Source organism: Kitasatospora sp. NPDC053057, from assembly GCF_044546945.1.
Lineage (GTDB): Bacteria > Actinomycetota > Actinomycetes > Streptomycetales > Streptomycetaceae > Kitasatospora.
This window is the reverse complement of the sequence record NZ_JBITZP010000023.1, coordinates 108,543-130,058: the sequence shown is the minus strand read 5'-3', so window position 1 is coordinate 130,058 and position 21,516 is coordinate 108,543. Positions and strand designations below refer to the sequence as shown.

The following is a 21,516-nucleotide window of genomic DNA, read 5'->3' as shown; positions in this document are numbered from 1 at the left end:
GTCAGATCCCGATCTCCCCGTCCAGGATTTCGAACAGCTCCTCGTCGGTGACGTCGTCATGGACGTCCGACTTCTTCGTGCTGCCGCCCAGTCGGGCCAGCAGGGCGCGCAGCCGTTGTTCGGCGTACCGGCCGGTCGCCGAGTCCGGCGCGGCCGCGCGCAGTTGTGCCTCCAGTTCGTCGAGCCCGCGGATCACCGGCTGCGCCGGGGCGTCCTCGGTCTCGCCCAGCTCCTCGTCGAGGTGCCCGGCGAGCGCCGCGGGGGTGGGGAAGTCGAAGACCAGCGTGGGCGAGAGCTTGAGTCCGGTCTCCGCGCCGAGCCGGTTGCGCAGTTCGACGGCCGCGAGCGAGTCCAGGCCGAGTTCGCGGAAGGACCGCTCACCGGGCACCTGGTCGCCGCCGCGGTGCCCCAGCACGGCCGCCGTCTGCGCGGTCACGAGGTCCGTGAGCAGCCGTCGGCGCTGTGCCGGGTCGGCGCCGGCGAGGCGCTCGGCCAGTCGCTCGGCCGACGACGGCCCGTCGGTCGTCCTCGTCTGCCGGGGCGCCGGCACCGGTGCGGCCGGACGATCCGTCCGCCGCGACTGCCGGGCCGCGACCAGGTTCCGGGCACCGGGCCCGTCCAGCGCGCGGTCGAGCAGCGCCAGCGCCTCCTCGTTGGTCATCGGGACGGTGCCGTGGCGGGCCATCCGGGCGATGGCCTCTGCACCGATCCGCCCGGCCATGCCGCGCTCCTCCGCCCAGGGGCCCCACTGCAGCGAGAGGGCGGGCAGTCCGAGCGAGCGGCGGTGGTCGGCGAAGGCGTCCAGGAAGCCGTTGGCCGCGGCGTAGTTGGCCTGCGCGGGGCTGCCGTGCACACCGGCCGCCGACGAGAAGAGCACGAACGCGTCCAGGTCGTGCCCGGCGGTGACGGCGTGCAGGGCGAGCACGCCCTCCGCCTTCACCCGGAGGACGCGCGCGAACTGCTCACGGCTGAGCGTGCTGAGCGCGCCGTCGTCGACGATGCCCGCCGTGTGGATCACCGCCCTGAGCGGCCGGTCGGCACCGAGGCCCGCCACGACCTCCGCGAGCGCGGACCGGTCGGTGACGTCGCAGGCCGCGAGGGTGACCCGGGCCCCGAGCGCGCGCAGGGTGTCGGCGAGCCGGTCGTGCTCCGGGCCGCCCGCCCGCCTGCTCAGCAGGACCAGGTCGGTCACGCCCCGGCGCCGCACCAGGTGCTCGGCGACGACTGCGCCGAGGCCGCCGGTACCACCCGTGATGAGCACGGCTCCGTCGGTCACCCGGGGCTCGAAGTCCTCGGCGGGCTCGGCGTTTTCGGGGCTTTCGGGGCTTTCGGGGCTCTCGGCGGGCTCGGCGGGCTCGGCGTTGTCGGCGTTGTCGGCGGGGGCGAGTCGCGGGGTCAGCAACCGTCCTTCGCGCACCACCACTTCACGCGCCTCGACCGACAGGGCCGAGGCCAGCGCGGCCGGCGAGCTCGGGTCGCCGTCCAGCTCCACGACCTGGAACTTGCCGGGGTGCTCGGACTGCGCGGTGCGCAGCATCGCCCGTACGGCGCCGGACGTGGTTCCCGGTTCCCCGGACACCACCAGGGTGAGGCGGGCGTCGTCGTACAGGCCGCCGTCGATCCACTCCCGCAGCAGGGTCGCGGTCCGCCAGACGGCCTCGACCGCGTGCTCGGCCGACTCGTCCGTGCCCAGCGGACCGGAGAGGTCCACGAAGCGTACGACGGCCTCCGGCAGCATGAACGAGTCCTCCAGGGCCGCCAGGTCCCGGTGGTGCTCGGCGGCGACCCCGCTCCCGTCGAGCGCCCGGGTGAGACCGGCCGGATCCTCGCCGACGACCGCGACGGCCCCGGCGAACATTCCGGCGTCCTCAACCGGCTCCAGGACCGGGGCCAGCAGCTCGGCCCCGGACTCCGCCAGGTCCTGGGGGCGGACCCGCCGCAGCGTCAGCGAGTCGACCACCGCGATGGTGCGGCCGGCCGGATCCGTGACGTGGAGCGCGAGTTCGTCCTCGCCGATCCGGCTCAGCCGGACCCGGGCCTCGGCCGCTCCCGGCCGGTACACCGTGACGCCCTGCCAGACGAAGGGCAGCCGACCGGCCGCGTCCGACGAGCCGGGCGAGTCGACGAAGCCGGTGTGCAGTGCCGCGTCGAACAGCGCGGGGTGGAAGACGAAGCGCTCCGGCTCCTGCACGGAGTCCTCCGCGAACGCCACCTCCGCGAAGACGTCGTCGCCGCGCCGCCAGGCGGCCCGCAGGCCCCGGAAGACCGGACCGTAGTCGAAGCCCATGTCCACGGCGCGGTCATAGGCGTCCTCGGCCGCGACCGGTTCGGCGCCCACGGGCGGCCAGGTGAGGTCGGCGACGAGCTCCTCGCCGCGTTCCTCCGTGAGCACACCCGCCGCGTGCGTGGTCCAGCCGCCGTCCGAGTCCACCGGACGGCCGTACACGGTCACCGACCGGCGTCCCGGCTCGTCGAGCGGCCGGACGGCCACCTGGATGTCCACGGCCGACGCTCCGGACAGCCGGAGCGGCGCCTGCACGGTGAGTTCCTCAAGGGTCGGGCTGCCCGCCGCACGACCGGCGTGCAGCGCCATGTCGACGAACGCCGTCCCGGGAAGGATCGCCGTGCCGTTCACCACGTGGTCGGCCAGCCAGGGGTGCGTACGGACCGACAGCCGCGAGCTGTACAGGACCTCCTCGGAATCGGCGCGGGGAATGCCTCCGCCGATCAGGGGGTGGGCGTCCGGCCCCTGCGGCACGCCTACCGGACGCGGACGCGGCCAGTAGCGCTCCGCCCGGAAGGGGTAGCCGGGGAGGTCGGCGGCGCCGGTGACGGGTCCGAAGTAGGCGGGCCAGTCAACGGTGACGCCCCAGCAGTGCAGGGCGCCGAGGGCGGCGGCGATGGCCTGGTCCTCGGGGCGGTCGCGGCGCAGGAGGGAGGCGAAGGCGTGGGCCTCGGTGTCGGTGCCGGTGTCGGTGAGGCAGTCCTGCGCGAGGGCGGTCAGGACGCCGTCGGGGCCGAGCTCCACGAAACGGGTCGCACCCAACTCCGCTGCGGTGCGCACACCGTCGTGGAACAGCACCGCCTGGCGGACATGCCGCACCCAGTAGTCGGGGCTGGTCAGTTCCTCGGCGGTGGCGAGTGCGCCGGTCACGTTGGAGACGACCGGGATCCTCGGCTCAGCCGCCGCCAGACCCCGAACAACCGCGCCGAACTCCGCCAGCATCGGCTCCATCAACGGCGAGTGGAAGGCATGGCTCACCGACAGGCGCTTGGCCCGGTGGCCGGCTGCCAGTGCCGCCTGCTCGATCTTCTCAATCGCCCCGTCCTCACCCGAAAGCACCACCGAGCGCGGGCCGTTGACCGCGGCCACATCGACCAGGCCCTCACAGCCCGCGAGGAGCTCCGCAGCGGTCTCGGGCGTGACCGCCACCGCCAGCATCGCGCCACCGGCGGGCAGCGCCTGCATCAACCGACCACGCGCCGCCACCAGAGCAGCGGCATCCTCCAACGAGAACACCCCCGCCACATGCGCCGCCACGACCTCACCGATCGAGTGACCCAGCAGAAGGTCCGGGCTCACGCCCCAGGACTCCAGCAGCCGGAACAGCGCCACCTCCAACGCGAACAGCCCCGCCTGCGCCCACACCGTCCGGTTCAACACCTCGGCATCCGCACCGAACACCACATCCCGGACCGAACCATCCAAGTGCTTGTCCAGCTCCGCACACACCGCGTCGAACGCGCCCGCGAACACCGGGAACGCCCCATACAACTCCCGGCCCATCCCCAACCGCTGGGAACCCTGACCGGTGAACAGGAACGCCGTCTTCCCGGCGGCCGCCGTGCCGTGGGCCTCCACCTCGGCCAGCGCGGCCAGCGCCTGCTCACGGTCGTGCGCGACGACGACGGCACGGTGTTCGAAGGAGGTCAGCCCGACCGCCAGCGAGCGGGCGACGGCAACCGAACCCAGCTCGGGCCGGGCCGCGAGGTGCTCGCGCAGCCGCTCCGCCCGGCTCCTCAGCGCCTCGGGTGTCTTCGCGGAGAGGATCCACGGCACCGCCGAGGGCCGGGGCCCGGTCGGCTCGACCGACTCCGCAGTCTGTGGGGCCTGTTCGAGGATGACGTGCGCATTGGTGCCACTGATGCCGAACGAGGACACACCCGCACGACGCGGACGCCCCGTCTCCGGCCACTCCCGGTCCTCCGTCAGCAGCGAGACCTCGCCCGCCGACCAGTCCACATGCGGCGACGGCGCGTCCACGTGCAAGGTCCGCGGCAGCACACCGTGCCGCATCGCCTGCACCATCTTGATCACACCCACCACACCGGCGGCCGCCTGAGTGTGCCCCAGGTTCGACTTCACCGACCCCAGCCACAGCGGCCGCTCCGCGGACCGCCCCTGCCCGTACGTCGCCAACAGCGCCTGCGCCTCGATCGGATCCCCCAACGAGGTACCCGTACCGTGCGCCTCCACCGCATCCACCTCGTCGGCCGCCAACCGCGCACCCGCCAGGGCCTGACGGATCACCCGCTGCTGCGACGGACCGTTCGGCGCCGACAGACCGTTCGACGCACCGTCCTGGTTCACCGCCGAACCACGGACCACCGCCAACACCCGGTGCCCGTTGCGCCGGGCGTCCGAGAGCCGCTCCAACAACAGCAGACCGACACCCTCACCCCAGCCCGTACCGTCCGCACCGGCCGCGAACGCCCGGCACCGGCCGTCGGGCGACAACCCGCGCTGGCGGGAGAAGTCGATGAACGAACCCGGCGTCGACATCACGGTGACGCCGCCCGCGAGCGCGAGCGAGCACTCACCCCGCCGCAGCGAGTCCGCGGCCAGGTGCATGGCCACCAGGGACGAGGAACACGCGGTGTCCACCGTCAGCGCCGGACCCTCGAACCCGTAGAAGTAGGAGAGCCGGCCCGAGACGACGCTCAGCGCGCCACCGGTGCCGAGGTACCCCTCCAGATCCTCCGCGGACTGGGCGACGAGCGCGGTGTAGTCCTGACCGTTGGATCCCACGAAGACACCGGTACGGCTGCCGCGCAGCGCACCCGGCAGGACGCCCGCGGACTCGAACAGCTCCCAGGAGGTCTGGAGCAGCAGCCGCTGCTGCGGGTCCATCGCCAGCGCCTCACGCGGCGAGATCCCGAAGAACCCGGCGTCGAACTCGGCCACGCCGTCCAGGAACGCGCCTCCGGAGGCGTACGTCGTCCCCGGAACGCTCGGGTCCTCGTCGAACAGCCCCGCCAGGTCCCACCCCCGGTCCTCCGGGAAGGGCCCCACCGCGTCCACTCCGGCCGCGACCAGGTCCCACAGGTCCTCCGCCGACCGCACACCGCCCGGGAAGCGGCAGGCCATGCCCACGAGCACCACCGGATCGGCGTCGTCCACCACCGTGCCCGCCCCCGCCACGGCGGCCTCGCCCGCCTCGTCGGCACCGAACAGCTCCTCACGGAGGAAGTCCGCCAGTCCGGCCGGGCTCGGATAGTCGAAGGCGAGCGAGGCCGGCAGCCGCAGCCCGGTCGCCGCGACCAGTCGGTTGCGCAGCTCGACCGAGGCGAGCGAGTCGAAGCCGAGCGCGCGGAACGACTTCTGCGGGTCGATGTCATCGGCGGACCGGTGCATCAGCAGGTCGGCGGCATGACCGCGGATCAGCTGTTCCAGCGCGGAGTGCTGCTCAGCGGGAGTGCGGCCCGCCAGGGTCCTGGCGAGCCCGGTCGGCTCGGCGGCGGGCGCGGCGACCAGCGCGCGCAGCAGCGGGCGCTGGGCCGCCGCTCCGTGCGCCTGGGCGTAGCGCTCCCAGTCGATGTCCGCCGCGAGGACAGCGGTCTCGCCGTGCTGGATCGCGCTCTCGAGGACGCGCAGCGCGTTCTCCGGGCGCATCGGACGGAAGCCGGTGCGGCGCATCCGCTCGCGCACCACCTCGTCGGTGGCGGCCATGCCCTCGCCCGCCCAGGCGCCCCAGGCGATGGCGGTGGCCGGCAGCCCGGCCTGTCGGCGCTGTTCGGCGAGTGCGTCCAGGGCCGCGTTCGCCATGGCGTAGTTCGCCTGGCCGGCCGCGCCGACCACGCCGGCGAGGGAGGAGAACAGCACGAAGGCGGAGAGGGGAAGATCGCGGGTCAGCCGGTCCAGGTGGAGAGCGCCGTCCGTCTTGGCGGCCACCACGCGCTGGAGGCGGTCGGGGGTCAGAGCAGTGAGCACGCCGTCGTCCAGGACGCCGGCGGTGTGCACGACGGCGGTCAGCGGGTACTCGGCCGGGATCGCGTCGAGCAGTGCGGCCACCGCCTCCCCGTCACTGACGTCGCAGGCGGCGATGGTCACCCGGGCGCCGAACTCGGTCAGCTCGGCCGCCAACTCGGCGGCACCCGGGGCCTGCCGGCCCCGACGGCTGGTGAGCAGCAGGTGCTCGGCCCCGGCCTGGGCCAGGCGACGGGCGACATGGGCACCGAGGGCGCCGGTGCCGCCGGTGACGAGGACGGTCCCGGACGGAGCCCAATGGTTCGGTTCCGCCTGGTCCTCCCAGCCCGCCCTGACGAGGCGGCGTGCGTAGGCCGCCTCGGGCCGGATGGCGACCTCGTCCTCGTCCACCGCGCGCAGGAGCAGGGCGGAGAGCCGTCGTGCACCCTCGGCGTCCAGCCGCTCCGGGAGGTCGACGAGTCCGCCCCAGGTGTCGGCCGCCTCCAGGGCGGCCACGCGTCCGAGACCCCAGAGCTGCGCCTGCCGCGTGCTGATCGAACCGTCCGATCCGCCGACACCGACCGCGCCCCGGGTCGCCAGCCACACGGGGGCCTCGGAACCGATGTCCCCGAGCGCCTGCAGCAGCACCACGGCGTTCAGCGGGGCGAGTTCACCGCGCAGCAGCGCGAACACCCCGGTCGGCGCGGCCTCGGCGGCCAGCTGGGCCAGGGCGGCACCGAGGGCCGCGCGATCCGCTGCCCCGTCGGAGAGCGACAGGTGCAGCACCCGGGCGGCCGTGGCATCGAGAGCGGTCACGCAGTCCTGGGTGAGCGCGTCCTCGGTGTCCGTGACCAGGATCCAGGTGCCCAGCGGCTCCGGCGCGGGAACCTGCGCGAGCGGCTCCCAGCTGACGCGGTAGAGCAGGTCGCCCGGCTCCGCCGGACTTCCGGCCACGCCCTTCATCGGCGTCGCCGGCCAGTAGCGCTCGGTCTGGAAGGGGTAGCTGGGCAGGGCCACCCGCCGGGCGTCGGTGGCCGCGAAGACGGCCTGCCAGTCGGGGGCGGTGCCCCAGCAGTGCAGAGCGCCGAGGGCGGCGGCGACGGCCTGATCCTCGCGGCGGTCGCGGCGCAGGAGGGAGGCGAAGACGTGGGCGTCGGTGTCGGTATCGGTGTCGGTGAGGCAGTCCAGCGCGAGGGCGGTCAGGACGCCGTCCGGGCCGAGCTCCACGAAACGGGTCGCACCCAACTCCGCTGCAGTGCGCACGCCGTCGTGGAACAGCACGGCCTGGCGGACGTGCCGGACCCAGTAGTCGGGGTCGGTCAGTTCCGCGGTGGTGGCGAGTGCTCCGGTGACGTTGGAGACGACCGGGATCCTCGGCTCGGCCGCCGTCAGGCCCCGAACGACAGTGCCGAACTCGGCCAGCATCGGCTCCATCAGCGGCGAGTGGAAGGCGTGGCTCACCGACAGGCGCTTGGCCCGGTGGCCGGCTGCCAGTGCCGCCTGCTCGATCTTCTCAATCGCCTCCGCATTTCCCGAAAGCACCACCGAGCGCGGGCCGTTGACGGCCGCCACATCGACCAGGCCCTCACAGCCCGCGAGGAGTTCCACTGCGGTCTCGGGCGTGACCGCCACCGCCAGCATCGCGCCGCCCGCAGGCAGCGCCTGCATCAACCGACCACGCGCCGCCACCAGCGCGGCCGCGTCCTCCAGCGAGAACACGCCCGCCACATGCGCCGCCACGACCTCACCGATCGAGTGACCCAGCAGAAGGTCCGGCGTGACACCCCAGGACTCCAGCAGTCGGAACAGCGCCACCTCCAACGCGAACAACCCCGCCTGCGCCCACACCGTCCGGTTCAGCAGCCCGGCATCATCGCCGAACACCACATCCCGGACCGAACCGTCCAAGTGCTTGTCCAGCTCCGCACACACCGCGTCGAACGCGCCCGCGAACACCGGGAACGCCCCGTACAACTCCCCGCCCATCCCCAACCGCTGGGAACCCTGCCCGGTGAACAGGAACGCCAGCTTCCCACCGGAAGCAGCAGACTCCACCACCTCCTTGGCCTGGCGCCCCTCCACCAGAGCCTCAAGCCCCCGCAGCAGCCCCTCCCGGTCCGCCGCCACCACCGCCGCACGCCGATCCAGCACGGCCCGCGTGGTCGCGAGCGAGAAGGCCACGTCGGCCACGGCCAGGGAGCTGTCCGCAGAGACATGCGCGGCCAGTCGGGCCGCCTGCGCCCGGAGCGCGGCGTCGTTGCCCGCGGACAGCACCGAGACCGGCGGAACCAGCGCGGCCGCACCCGCCTCGATGCCCGACTCATCGTGCTGCGGGGCCTGTTCGAGGATGACGTGCGCATTGGTGCCGCTGATGCCGAACGAGGACACACCCGCACGACGCGGACGCCCCGTCTCCGGCCACTCCTGGACCTCCGTCAGCAGCGAGACCTCGCCCGCCGACCAGTCCACATGCGGCGACGGCGCATCGACATGCAGCGTCCGGGGCAGCACACCGTGCCGCATCGCCTGCACCATCTTGATGACCCCGGCCACGCCCGCGGCCGCCTGGGTGTGCCCCAGGTTCGACTTCACCGACCCCAGCCACAGCGGCCGCTCCGCGGACCGCCCCTGCCCATACGTCGCCAACAGCGCCTGCGCCTCGATCGGATCCCCCAACGAGGTACCCGTACCGTGCGCCTCCACCGCATCCACCTCGTCGGCCGCCAACCGCGCACCCGCCAGGGCCTGACGGATCACCCGCTGCTGCGACGGACCGTTCGGCGCCGACAGACCGTTCGACGCACCGTCCTGGTTCACCGCCGAACCACGAACCACCGCCAGCACCCGGTGTCCGTTGCGCCGGGCGTCCGAGAGCCGCTCCAACAACAGCAGACCGACACCCTCACCCCAGCTGGTGCCGTCCGCAGCGGCGGCGAACGGCTTGCAGCGGCCGTCCGAGGCGAGCCCGCGCTGCCGACTGAAGTCGACGAACGACGTCGGCGTCGACATCACCGCGACACCGCCCGCGAGCGCCAGCGAGCACTCGCCCCGCCGCAGCGAGTCCGCGGCCAGGTGCAGCGCGACGAGCGAGGAGGAGCAGGCGGTGTCGATCGTCAGCGCCGGACCCTCGAACCCGTAGAAGTAGGAGAGCCGGCCGGAGAGCACGCTGCCCGCGAGCCCGGTGCTCAGGTAGCCCTCCGCCCCGGGCTCGTCGGTGAGGCGGATCGCGTAGTCGTGGTACATCTGCCCGGCGAAGACGCCGGTGCGGCTGCCGCGCAGCGTGTCCGGGTCGATGCCGGCCTGCTCGAAGAGCTCCCAGGAGGTCTGGAGCAGCAGCCGCTGCTGGGGGTCCATCGCCAGGGCCTCACGCGGCGAGATCCCGAAGAACCCGGCGTCGAACTCGGCCACGCCGTCGAGGAATCCGCCCTGCGAGGCGTACGTGGTTCCCGCCGTGTCCGGGTCCTCGTCGAACAGCCCCGCCAGGTCCCATCCCCGGTCCTCCGGGAAGGGCCCCACCGCGTCCGTACCGGCCGTGACCAGGTCCCACAGGTCCTCTGCGGACCGCACGCCGCCCGGGTACCGGCAGGCCATGCCCACGAGCACCACCGGATCGGCGTCGTCCACCACCGCGCCCGCCCCCACGACCGCGACCTCGCCCGCCTCACGGGCACCGAACAGCCCGTCACGGAGGAACCGGGCCACGGCCTGCGGGGTCGGGTGGTCGAAGGCGAGCGAGGCCGGCAGCCGCAGCCCGGTCGCGTTCTGGAGCCGGACGCGCAGCCCCACGGACGCCACCGAGTCGAAGCCCAGCGCGCGGAAGGGCTTGCGCGGGTCGAGCGAGGCCGCGGTGGCGTTGCCGAGGACGGCGGCGCACTCGGCAGCCACCAGGGCCAGCAGCCGGAGTTCGACGTCCCGGTCGCTCAGGTCCCGGAGCTCGTCCCGCAGTCGGGCGGCCACCTCGGGGGCGGGCTCGGCCGCGCTGCCCCAGAGCGGTCCCGGGACGTCGATGGCCGACGCCCGCACGACGGGCGCGTTCTCGATCAGTGCGGCGTCCAGCGCGTCGCGCAGCCCCTGCGCGCCGACCTCGTCCCCGGCGCCGAGCGAGACCGCGGTCCCTCCCGCAGCGGCGAGTTCGCGCGCCAGTTCGTCGAAGGAACCCGCCTCGTCGGCTCCGGCCAGCAGGACGAGGACGTACCCGTCCCGGCCCGCCGTCGCGCGCCGCAGCGACTCGCCGTCGGCGGGCTCGCAGCGCTCGACCACCGTCTCGGCGCAGCCGTGCGCGGAAACGAGGTGCGCCGCCAGCTCCTCGGCGCGCGCCGTGGAGGCGGCGTCGGAGAGCAGCAGGACGGGCCTGCCGTGCACGGTGCTCCGGTCGTCCGCTGGCAGGGAGGCCGGAAGAGCGGCGGAGTCGAGGGAACCGGGAACACGGAAGGTCAGGCGGCTGTGGTGGGTTCCGGTGTTCGCGAGCAGTCGGGAGCCCTCGGCGCCGACGAGTCGGCGGACGGTCTTCCCGGACGGCGTGCGGGGGATCCGGTCGGTGAGGTGCAGCTCCGCCGGGACCTTGAAGTAGGCGAGGCGGTCGCGCAGTCTGGCGACCAACTCGGCCACCGGCAGCGGGTGGTCCGCCTTCGGCACCAGGTAGGCGACCGGCACCTCGCCGAGCACGCTGTGCTCGCGGCCGACGACCGCGACGTCCGCGACCTCGGCGCTCGCGCGGATCGCGTCCTCGATCTCGGCGGGGTGCATGTTCTCCCCGCCCCGGATGATGAGTTCCTTGAGGCGCCCGGTGATGCTCACGAAGCCCTCGGCGTCCTGACGGCCCATGTCGCCGGTGCGGTACCAGCCCTGGTGGAAGGCCTCGGCCGTCCGCTCCGGGTCGTTGTGGTAACCCGTCATCAGGCTGGGGCTCCGGACCCAGATCTCGCCCTCGTGGCCGGTGGGCGCTTCGAGGCCGGTCTCCGGATCGGTGATGCGGACCGTCACACCGGGGACGGGCCGGCCGCAGGAGCCGGGCACCCGGTGGTCGCCGAGCGGGTTGCAGGTGATGACGCCGGTGGTCTCGGTGCTTCCGTAGCTGTCGACCAGCTGGACGCCGAAGGTGTCCCGGAACCGTGCGCCCAGGGCGGCGCTGGTGAGCGCTCCGGCCACCAGGAAGGCCCGCAGGCCGCTCAGGTCGAGTTCGCCCTCGGGGACTGAGTCCAGCAGATAGTGGCACATCGTGGGCACGGCGGCCATCAGGGTGTAGGAGGAGCTGCCGAGTTCGGCGACGATGTCGTCCGGGGCGAAGTCGGCCGCGATCCGGGCTGTCGCACCGGCCGCCATCACCCCGAGGACGCAGAGGTTGAAGGCGAAGCTGTGGTGCAGCGGCAGCGGCCAGAGCAGCCGGTCTCCCGGTCCGATGTCCAGTACGGCGGCGTAGCCGTTGACGGCCGACCACAGACCCGCCTGCTGGGTGGAGAGAACGCCCTTGGGGGCGCCGGTCGTTCCGGAGGTGTACAGCATCCAGGCGACGTCGTCGGGCCGCAGACCGTCCGGTGCCGGTGCGCTCGGTTCGTCTGCGCTCATTCGCCGGTAGTCGTGGACGTATTCTCCGCCACCGAGGCTTTCCTGATTGTCCGTCACAATGACGAAGCGGAGGTCATTCCGAAGGCCGTCGAGCCGGCGGAGCCGCTCGAAGTTCGATTCTTCGGTGATGACGAGCGCGGCCTCGGAGTCGCGCAGAATATGCGCGAGCTCGCCATCGCTCGCATGCGGATTGACCGGGACGACGACGAGCTCCGCGCGGGTCAGCGCGAGGCAGCTCTCCACCATTTCCACCCGGTTGCCGAGGCAGACCACGGCGCGCCCGCCCCGGGCGATTCCGAATTCGCCGATGTGGCCGGCCAGTCGCGCGGTGGACGCTTCCAGCTCTCCGTAGGTCGTGCTGCGTGCCTGGTCAGAGTAGGCAATGACATGTCCACGCTCATTGGCGTGCGCCCGGAGGGCATCCGCGACGGAACGAACAGGGATAGCCGGCACGGCTGACTCCCACTCAGGAAAGGACGCGACTCGGACCGATGACTCCGGGACAGCACGAAGAAAGGCTCTCTGGAGCGCGTTCCCCCGCACAGCATCGCGTAGAGCTGATGATCTTTCGTCGGCGACGATATAGGAGGGGGAAGGCAGAGATCAATGGCCCTGTTGCGAGCGTCACACCGGTCGGCGTTTTCTCCCCCCACCGGGAATTATGACGTCATGTCAGATATACCGAGCGGCGGTGTTACCCCCTGTCAGTTCCGCCGCCCGGCCTGTACGCTCGCCAATCGATCCCGGTGACCGCAACGCACACCGGACATATGCGAAATCCACAAGTTCCCTGATTCAAGGAGTTTCCATGTCCCTGCCGATCATGGATGAGGAGTTCATGAGAAACCCGTATCCGGCCTACGACGCCTTGCAGGACAAGGGGTCGGTGCACCGGATGCTGCTGCCGAGCGGCCTGAAGGTCTGGGCCGTCGTCAACTACGAGGAGGCGCGCATCGCGCTCTCGCACCCGGCGCTGTCCAAGGACATCGACACCTCGGTCCAACTCGGATATTTCGACCGGGAGATGTCCGAGGGCGGTACGCCGCGTCTGGAGCACAGCTCGGTGGGCCGGCACATGCTCAACATGGACCCGCCGGACCACACCCGGCTGCGCAAGCTCGTGAACAAGGCCCTGACGGCCCGCAGCGTGAAGAAGCTCGAACCGGTCATCGAGGCCATCAGCACCGAACTCCTGGACGCCGCCGAGCGGAAGGCCGCCGCCGAGGGCGGCGTCGTCGACCTGGTCGAGGAGTACACGGCGCAGTTCCCCGTCCGGGTGCTCGGGCAGCTACTCGGCATCAGCGAGGAGCACTTCCCGGTACTGGTCGGGCTGACCGCCGCGATCATGTCCAACGACAACGAGAACGCGGGCCCGAACATGGCCCGGTTCGGCCAGCACATCGGGGAGATGATCCAGCTCAAGCGCGCCCAGCCGGCCGACGACCTGGTCAGCGCGCTCATCCACGCCAGGGACGAGGAGGACAAGCTCTCCGACATCGAGCTGGTCTCCACCGTCTTCCTGCTCGTGGTGGCCGGCTACGAGACCACGGTCAACATGATCGGCCACGGTCTGCGGGCCCTGCTCAACCACCCGGAGCAGCTCGCGGCCCTGCGCGAGGACCCGAGCGGAATCCCGGCCGCCAACGAGGAGTTCCTCCGCTACGAGGGCCCCGGCAACCGCGCGACGCTGCGCTACGCCACCGAGCCGTTCGAGCTCGGCGGTGTGACGGTCGGCACCGGTGAGTACGTCTCCGTCCTGCTGGGCGCGGCGAACCGGGACGGGGCCCAGTTCGGCTGCCCCCACCAGCTCGACGTCACCCGCTCCACCGCCGGGCACCTGGGCTTCGGGCACGGCATCCACTACTGCGTCGGCGCCCCGCTGGCCCGCCTGGAGATGGAGATCGCCCTCCGCCACCTGCTGGGCCGGTTCCCCGACCTCACGCTGGCCGTCCCGGACTCCGAATTGAAGTGGCGGAAGAGCTTCATGATGCAGGGTCTGGAAAGCCTTCCGGTGCGTCTGCACAAGAACTGACAATGCGTCCGGCAAGGCCGTTGGTCACCGAATCGGAGACCAACGGCCTTTTCGCATTTCCGCCGCAGCCCTCAGGGCGTCGGTCAGGCCTTGCCGAACTCCTGCTGGATGAACGCGAAGATGTCGTCCGCCGAGGCCGAGTCCAGGCCCCCGCCGGAGCCGGTGTCCGCGCCGGTGGCCGCGGGAGCCGCGCAGATCCGCGCGAGCTCCTGGAGGCGCTCGTACAGCTTCCCGCGCACCTCATCGTCGCCGTCCGCGACCACGGCCCGCAGCGCCGTCTCGATCCCGTCCAGCTCGCCGATGAGCGGAACCGGCGCCTCCTCGATCGCCAGCTCCCCGAGCAGGTAGTCGCTCAGCGCCGTCGGCGTCGGGTAGTCGAAGACGAGGGTGGTGGGCAGGGTCACCCCGACCGCGGCGCCCAGCCGGTTGCGCAGCTGCACCGCGGTCAGCGAGTCGAGGCCCATATCGAAGAACCCGCGGCTCTCGTCGACCAGTTGCCCGTCCGCCAGGCCGAGCACGGCGGCGGCGTTCGTACGGACCAGATCGGCCAGGATCCGCCCGCGTTCGGCCGCCGGCACCGCGGCGAGCTGCCGCGGCAGCGAGGACTCGGCCACCGCGACGGGAGCGTCACGGCGCACCGGTGCCGGCAGCAGGGCCCGGAACAGGTGCGGGACGACGCCGCCGGGCGCCTGCGCCCGCAGCTGCCGGAGATCCACCCGGAACGGTACGAGCACCGCCTCCTCGTGACCGAGCGCGCCGGCGAACAGCTCCAGGCCCTCCGCGGTCGACAGCGCCTGCAGCCCGTCCCGTTCGATCCGGGCGATGCCCGCGTCGTCCAGGTGGCCGGTCATGCCGCTCGACTCGGCCCACAGCCCCCAGGCGAGGGACACCGCCGGCCGGCCCTCGGCCCGGCGGCGCTGTGCGAGGGCGTCCAGGACGGCGTTGGCGGCGGAGTAGTTGCCCTGCCCCGGCGCGCCGAACAGGGCGGCGGCCGAGGAGAAGAGCACGAAGGCCGAGAGGTCCGTGCCCCTGGTCAGTTCGTCCAGGTGCAGCGCCGCGTCCACCTTCGGACGCAGCACCGTGTCGAACTGCTCCGCCGTGAGCGACTGCACGATCCCGTCGTCGAGGACCGCCGCCGTGTGCACCACGCCGGTCAGCGGGTGCTCCCGCGGGACGGAGTCCAGCAGCGCGGCCAGGGCCTCGCGGTCGGCGACGTCGCAGGCGGCGACGGTCACCGAGGCGCCCAGGGCGGCGAGTTCCTCCTCCAGCCCACCGGCGGCTCCGCTCCGGCTGACCAGCACCAGCCGCCGCACGCCGTGGTCGGCGACCAGGCTGCGGGCGACGGCGCGGCCCAGCGCGCCGGTGCCGCCGGTCACCAGCACCGTGCCGTCCGGAGCGAACGCCGGCCCGTCCGGCTCCGCGCGGGCCGCGCGGGCCAGCCGGGGGGCGTGGAGCCCGCCCTTGCGCAGCGCGAGCTGCGGCTCGTCGGCCGCCAGGGCCGCGGCCAGCGCCCGCCGCGAGGCCTGGTCGCCGTCCGTGTCGACCGCCGTGAAGCGGCCCGGGTTCTCCGACTGGGCGGAACGGACCAGGCCCAGCACGGCGGCCTGGGCGAGGTCGGGTGCCGGGTCGCCGGGGAGCGCGACGGCGCCCCGGGTGAGCAGCACCAGCCGCGAGCCCTCCAGCCGCGGCTCGGCGAGCCAGGCCTGGAGGAGCTCCAGGGCGGCGGTCGCCGCGGCGCGCACCTCGGTCGCCCCGACCGAGGCCAGGACGACGGCGGGGGCATCGCTTCCCGCGGCGCTCCCCGCATCGAGCGCCGCGCGCAACTGCGCGAAGCCGTCCAGCCGTTCGGCACCCTCCGGGCCGGGGGTGTCCGGGCCGAGCACGGTCCACGCCAGCTGCGCGGCCCGGGGGGCGGCGAGCCGCTCCCAGGTCAGCCGGAAGAGCGAGTCGGCCCGTCGCGCCGCCGCGGCGAGCTGTTCCGTCTTCACCGGGCGCAGCGCCAGGGACTTCACGGTCGCCACCGGCAGTCCCGACTGGTCGGCGACCCGGATCGTGACGGCCTCCTCGGCCGCCGGGGCGAGCCGGACCCGCAGCGCGGCCGTGCCGGCGGCGTGCAACGAGACGCCGTGCCAGGCGAACGGCATCCGGCCGTGCTCGATCCCGCCGTCCTCGCCGGCCAGCGCACCCAGCGGAATGGTCTGCAGCACCGCGTCGAGCAGCGCCGGGTGGATCCCGAACCCCTGGGCGTCCGCCCGGAGCCGGTCGGGCAGCGCGACCTCGGCGAAGACCTCGTCGCCCCGGCGCCAGGCGGCCCGGATCCCCCGGAAGGCGGGACCGTACTCGAAACCGGCCGCCGCGAAGCGCTCGTAGACGTCGCCGACTTCGAGCTCGGTCGCGCCCTCGGGCGGCCAGCTGCCCAGCGGCGCGGGGGCGACGGGGGCTGAGGGGGCGAGGACGCCGGTGGCGTGCCGGGTCCACGGCTCTCCGACGGCGAAGGCGTCCGGCTCGTCCGGGCGGGCGTACACCTGCACCGTACGGCGGCCCGCGGCGTCGGGCGCCGCGACCGTCAACTGCACCTGGACGCCGCCCTGTTCGGGCAGCAGCAGCGGGTTCTCCAGCAGCAGCTCGTCGACCTGTCCGCAGTCGAGCAGCCGGCCCGCGTGGAGGGCGAGTTCGAGGAAGGCCGTACCCGGCAGCAGCACGGTGCCGGCGAGCGCGTGGTCGGCGAGCCAGGCGTGGCTGCCGCGGGACAGGCGCCCGGTGAAGAGGAACCCGTCCGTCTCGGGCAGCGGCACGCCGGCGCCCAGCAGCGGGTTGTCGGCGTTGCGCAGGCCGAGCGAGTCGGCGTCCGTCCGGCCCTGCCGGGCCTGCGGCCACAGGCGCACCCGCTGGAAGGGGTAGGTGGGCAGCTCGACCGGCTGCGGCCGGCGGTTGCCGAGCACGACGCTCCAGTCCGGTGCGAGCCCGTGGATCCAGGCCTGGGCGAGCGAGGTGAGCAGCCGCTGAGGACCGCCGTCGGTGCGGCGCAGCGTCTCCCCCAGGAAGACCTGGCCGCCGGCCGCCTCGCAGGTCTCCCGGAGTCCGACGTGCAGGACGGGGTGCGGGCTGATCTCCAAGAAGTGCGCGTAGCCGTCGGCGACGAGCGCACGCGTCGCGGGCTCCAGCTGCACGGTCTGGCGCATGTTGCGGTACCAGTACCCGGCGTCGAGCTCGTCGGTCCCGAGCAGGCCGCCGGTGACGGTGGAGTAGAACGGGACGTCCGAGGCGCTCGGCGCGGTCTCGGCGAGGGCGGCCAGCATGCGCTCGCGGACCTCGTCGATGCGGGCCGAGTGCCCGGGCGTGTCCACGCCCGGGATGCGCCGGACCCACGTCCCGTCGGCCTCCAGCGCGAGGCGGAACTCGTCGAGTGCGCCGCTGTCGCCCGAGACCACCACGGAGTGCGGCCCGTTGACGGCCGCGACGGAGAGCTGCTCGCCCCACGGCCGCAGCCGCTCCTCGACCGCCCGGGCCGAGAGCGAAACGGACAGCATGCCGCTGGTGCCCGACAGTTCGAGCAGGGCCTGGCTGCGCAGGGCCACGATCCGGGCGGCGTCGGGCAGCGAGAGCGCGCCGGCCACCACCGCGGCGGCCACCTCGCCCTGGCTGTGGCCGACGACCGCGGCGGGCTGGACCCCGCAGGCCCGCCACACCTCGGCGAGTCCCAGCATCACGGCGAACAGCGCGGGCTGGAGCACGTCCACCCGGTCGAGGGACGGCGTGCCCTCGGCACCGCGCAGCACCCCGGTCAGCGACCAGTCGAGGTACGGGGCGAACTCCCGGTCGCACTCCTCGATGCGCGCGGCGAAGACCGGGGAGGAGTCGAGGAGTTCGAGCGCCATGCCGGTCCACTGCGAACCCTGGCCGGGGAAGACGAACACCGGTCGGGCACCGGCCGGAGCGGTTCCCCGCGGCACGGTCGGGGCGTCCTCGGCGAGGGCGGTCAGCTCCCGCAGCAGGGACTGCCGGTCGCGGCCGAAGACCACCGCCCGGTGCTCGAAGGAGGAGCGGTTGCGCAGCAGCGCGGCCGCGATGTCCGCCGGGTCGGCGGACGGCTCCGCCTCGATGCTCTCCCGCAGCCGCTCGGCCTGCGCCCGGAGGGCGTCCGCCGACCTGCCGGACAGCAGCAGCGGGATCGCTGGCGGCACCTCGGAGAGGACGGACGGCGTGGCCCGCGGCGCCTCCTCGGGAGCGGGCGACGGCTCCTCCTCGACGGCCACCGGTTCCTGTTCGAGGATCGCGTGCGCGTTGGTGCCGCTGATGCCGAAGGAGGACACGGCGGCGCGCCGGGGCCGGCCGGTCTCCGGCCAGGGCCTGGCCTCGGTGAGCAGCCGGACGGCACCGGAGGACCAGTCGACGTGCCCGGTCGGCTCGGCCGAGTGCAGGGACTTCGGCAGGACGCCGTGCCGCATCGCCATGACCATCTTGATGATGCCGCCGACGCCCGCGGCGGCCTGGCTGTGGCCGATGTTCGACTTGAGGGAGCCGAGCCACAGGTACTGGTCCGAGGCGCGCTCCTGCCCGTAGGTGGCGAGGAGGGACTGGGCCTCGATGGGGTCGCCGAGGGAGGTGCCCGTGCCGTGCGCTTCGACGGCGTCGATCTCGTCGGAGCGCAGTCGCGCGTTCTCCAGCGCCTGGCGGATCACCCGCTGCTGGGAGGGGCCGTTGGGCGCCGTGAGGCCGTTGCTCGCGCCGTCCTGGTTCACCGCCGATCCCCGGACCACCGCGAGGACGGGATGGCCGTTGCGCCGGGCGTCGGAGAGCCGCTCCAGCAGCAGCATGCCGACGCCCTCGCCCCAGCCGGTGCCGTCGGCCGCGGCCGAGAAGGCCTTGCAGCGGCCGTCGGGTGCGAGCGAGCGCTGGCGGCTGAACTCGATGAACGAGGCGGGCGTCGACATCACGGTGGCCCCGCCGGCCAGGGCCAGGGTGCACTCGCCCCGCCGCAGCGCCTGCGCGGCCAGGTGCAGGGTGACGAGGGAGGACGAGCAGGCGGTGTCGACGGTCAGCGCCGGGCCCTCGAAGCCGAAGGTGTACGCGATGCGCCCGGAGGCGATGCTGCCGGCGCTGCCGTTGATGACGTAGCCGGCGAGCTCGTCCTGGCCTTCGAGCAGGCCCTCGTAGTCGTGGTACATCACCGCGGCGAAGACCCCGGTGCGGCTGCCGCGCAGCGTCGTCGCGTCGATGCCGGCGCGCTCCACGGCCTCCCACGCGGTCTCCAGCAGGAGCCGCTGCTGCGGGTCCATGGCGAGGGCCTCGCGCCGGTTGATCCCGAAGAACTCGGCGTCGAACTCGGTCACGCCCCGCAGGAAGCCGCCTTCCCGCGTGTAGGTGCGTCCGGCGCGCTCGGGGTCCGGGTCGTAGATGCCCTCGGTGTCCCAGCCGCGGTCGGTCGGGAAGGGCGATATCGCGTCGGTGCCGTCGGCGACCAGTCGCCACAGGTCCTCCGGCGAACCGACCCCGCCCGGGTACCGGCAGGCCATCCCGACGATCGCGATGGGCTCGTGGGCGGAGTCCTCCGCCTCCTGGAGCTGCTGTCGGACGTTGCGAAGCTCGGCGGTAGCCCGCTTCAGATAGTCGCGCAGCTTCTCTTCAGCCGCCATGGTCTTGCTCCTCCTACGGGAATCGCCACGGCCGGACGGCGGCCTCGGACCGCCGTCCGGTCCTCGTTCACGCCTGTCTGGTCGCCTGCGTCGCACCCGGCGTGGCGGAGCCCGGAAGGAGCATGAGGCGACTGGCGGTCCGGTTGATGTCGATGGGCAGGGCGTCGCCCCGCAGGCAGTCCGCCAGGGGGCCGTCGGCGACGAGGTAGAGCTTCGCGTCCCGGTCGCACAGGACGTCGACCAGGTTGGCGAAGCGCTGCGCCGCGTCCCTGCTGCCGGCCGTCAGCTCCGGCAGTCCGGAGAGCACCCAGGTGCCGAACCGGTCGGCCAGGCCCAGGTAGTCGATGGTCGAGGTGCGTTCGTCGCACAGCTCGTGGAAGTCGAACCAGACGAGGTCGTCGCGCACGGCGCGGGCCACGAGGTCCCGGCCGCCGATGTCGATGCGCTGGCGCTCGCCGTCGGCCGGCGGTTCGAGTCCGGCCTCGCGCAGCTGCTGCTCGGTGCCGGGCCAGATGTAGGCCCCGCGCTGGAACTGCGAACGGGCCGCTCCGGCGGTGCTCTCCGCGCGGTAGTCCTGCGGGCCCGCGACCTCCAGGACGTCCAGGTTGCCTTCGAGCAGCTTGATGGTCGGCTCGAACATGTGGTGGTAGACCGGGTTCGGCAGCAGGCCGTCGGGCGGGTAGTTCGAGGTGGTCACCAGGGTGACCTTCTGGTCGAACAGCGAGGTCAGAACGCGGCCCATCATCATGGCGTCGCCCGGGTCGTGCACGTGGAACTCGTCGAAGAACAGCAGTCGGCAGTCGCTCAGCAGCTCGGCGACGGCCAGGTCGCACGCGTTCCGCTCCTTGCGGTGCCGGGCGTAGACGGTGTGGAACTCCCGGAAGAACTCGTGGAAGTGCACCCGGCGCTTGTTCCGCACCGGCAGCGCCTCGTAGAAGACCCCGGTCAGCCAGCTCTTGCCGCGTCCGACCGGCCCCCACACGTAGACGCCGCGCGGCTGCTTTCCACCGAAGAAGCGGCGTCGGCCGGACAACTCGGCGGCGAGCACGGAAAGCCGCTCGGCCGCGGCGATCTGCGAGGCGTCGAGAACGAAACCCGCTTCCTCGGCTGCGCGCTCGAACTTCTCGATCAACTGACGGCCCCCCCGGTTCCAGTCTGAATAGCGCCGAAGCCGGTGACGGTTTCTCACCGGCGAGCGGTCGTGATCTTGCCAGATGCCCACGGCCTGCGACAATGCCCTCCCGGGGGGTGATGATCGTCACTATCGTCGGGCAACCTCGCAGGTGGAACACTGTGCGCCATGGAAGAGCTCGACGAGCGGCAGTTGGGCGTCGACGAGATCACGTCGCTCGCACTGATCGGTTACGGCCATTTCACAACCATGCGCGTCGAGGGCGGCGCAATACGCGGACTCGCGCTGCATTTCGCACGGCTGGCACGGGACTGCCGAACCGTGTTCGGCACCGAACTGAACCTGGATCACGTCCGTCAAGAACTGTGCCATGCACTGGATCTGACGGTGGATGACGTGGTCGCCCGGATCACCGTCTTCGACCCCGATCTGAGCCTCACTCACCCGGCTGGTCCGGCCGCGCCGCGGATCCTCGTCACCACGCGCCCCGCACCGGAAGTTCCGCAGGGGCCGATGCGCGTCCAGCCCGTCAGGCACCTGCGCCAGGTCGCCGGGGTGAAGCACACCGGACTGTTCGACAGCCTGCACCTGCGCCGCGCGGCACAACTCGACGGCTTCGACGACGCGTTGTTCCACAGCGATGAGCTGGGGATCTCCGAGGGCGCCACCTGGAACGTGGGCTTCTTCGACGGCCGTCAGGTGGTCTGGCCGCGGGCGGAGCACCTGCCCGGCGTGACCGAGGCGCTGCTGACCGCTGTTCATGACCGCTGCGTGTCATGGACCGTGACCCTGGACCAGCTTCCGTCCATGGAAGCGGCGTTCGCCACGAACGCCGCCGTCGGCGTCCGGCCGATCTCCGCCATCGGCGCCGTACCTTTTGCGACGGATCATCCGATCCTGGCCGAACTCCGCGACCGGTACGCGGAGATCGAGCCCGAACAGCCGCGCTGACGATCCCCGGAAG

5 protein-coding genes are annotated in these 21,516 nt (G+C 72.9%); 2 read left to right on the top strand and 3 right to left on the bottom strand.

From position 1 onward, the window contains the following. Position 1 precedes the first annotated feature (1 nt). Positions 2–12,205, bottom strand: coding sequence for an SDR family NAD(P)-dependent oxidoreductase (locus ACIG5E_RS24255; protein ID WP_396536524.1), 12,204 nt, complete (start codon positions 12,203–12,205; stop codon positions 2–4). 355 nt (positions 12,206–12,560) lie between these two features. Between ACIG5E_RS24255 and ACIG5E_RS24250 the strand changes: the two genes are divergently transcribed. Continuing rightward, positions 12,561–13,784, top strand: coding sequence for a cytochrome P450 (locus ACIG5E_RS24250; RefSeq protein WP_396536522.1), 1,224 nt, complete (start codon positions 12,561–12,563; stop codon positions 13,782–13,784). A gap of 83 nt (positions 13,785–13,867) precedes the next feature. Here the strand turns inward: ACIG5E_RS24250 and ACIG5E_RS24245 are convergent, their stop codons facing one another. Then, positions 13,868–19,420, bottom strand: coding sequence for an SDR family NAD(P)-dependent oxidoreductase (locus tag ACIG5E_RS24245; protein WP_396536520.1), 5,553 nt, complete (start codon positions 19,418–19,420; stop codon positions 13,868–13,870). A gap of 67 nt (positions 19,421–19,487) precedes the next feature. Then, the gene (gene zapE / locus ACIG5E_RS24240) at positions 19,488–20,552 is read right to left on the bottom strand and encodes a cell division protein ZapE (protein ID WP_396536518.1); all 1,065 of its coding nucleotides are present in this window, start codon (positions 20,550–20,552) and stop codon (positions 19,488–19,490) included. Between the two features lie 168 nt (positions 20,553–20,720). Here zapE and ACIG5E_RS24235 point away from each other — a divergent pair, with 168 nt between their 5' ends. Further along, positions 20,721–21,503, top strand: coding sequence for an aminotransferase class IV (locus ACIG5E_RS24235; RefSeq protein WP_396536516.1), 783 nt, complete (start codon positions 20,721–20,723; stop codon positions 21,501–21,503). Positions 21,504–21,516 lie beyond the last annotated feature (13 nt).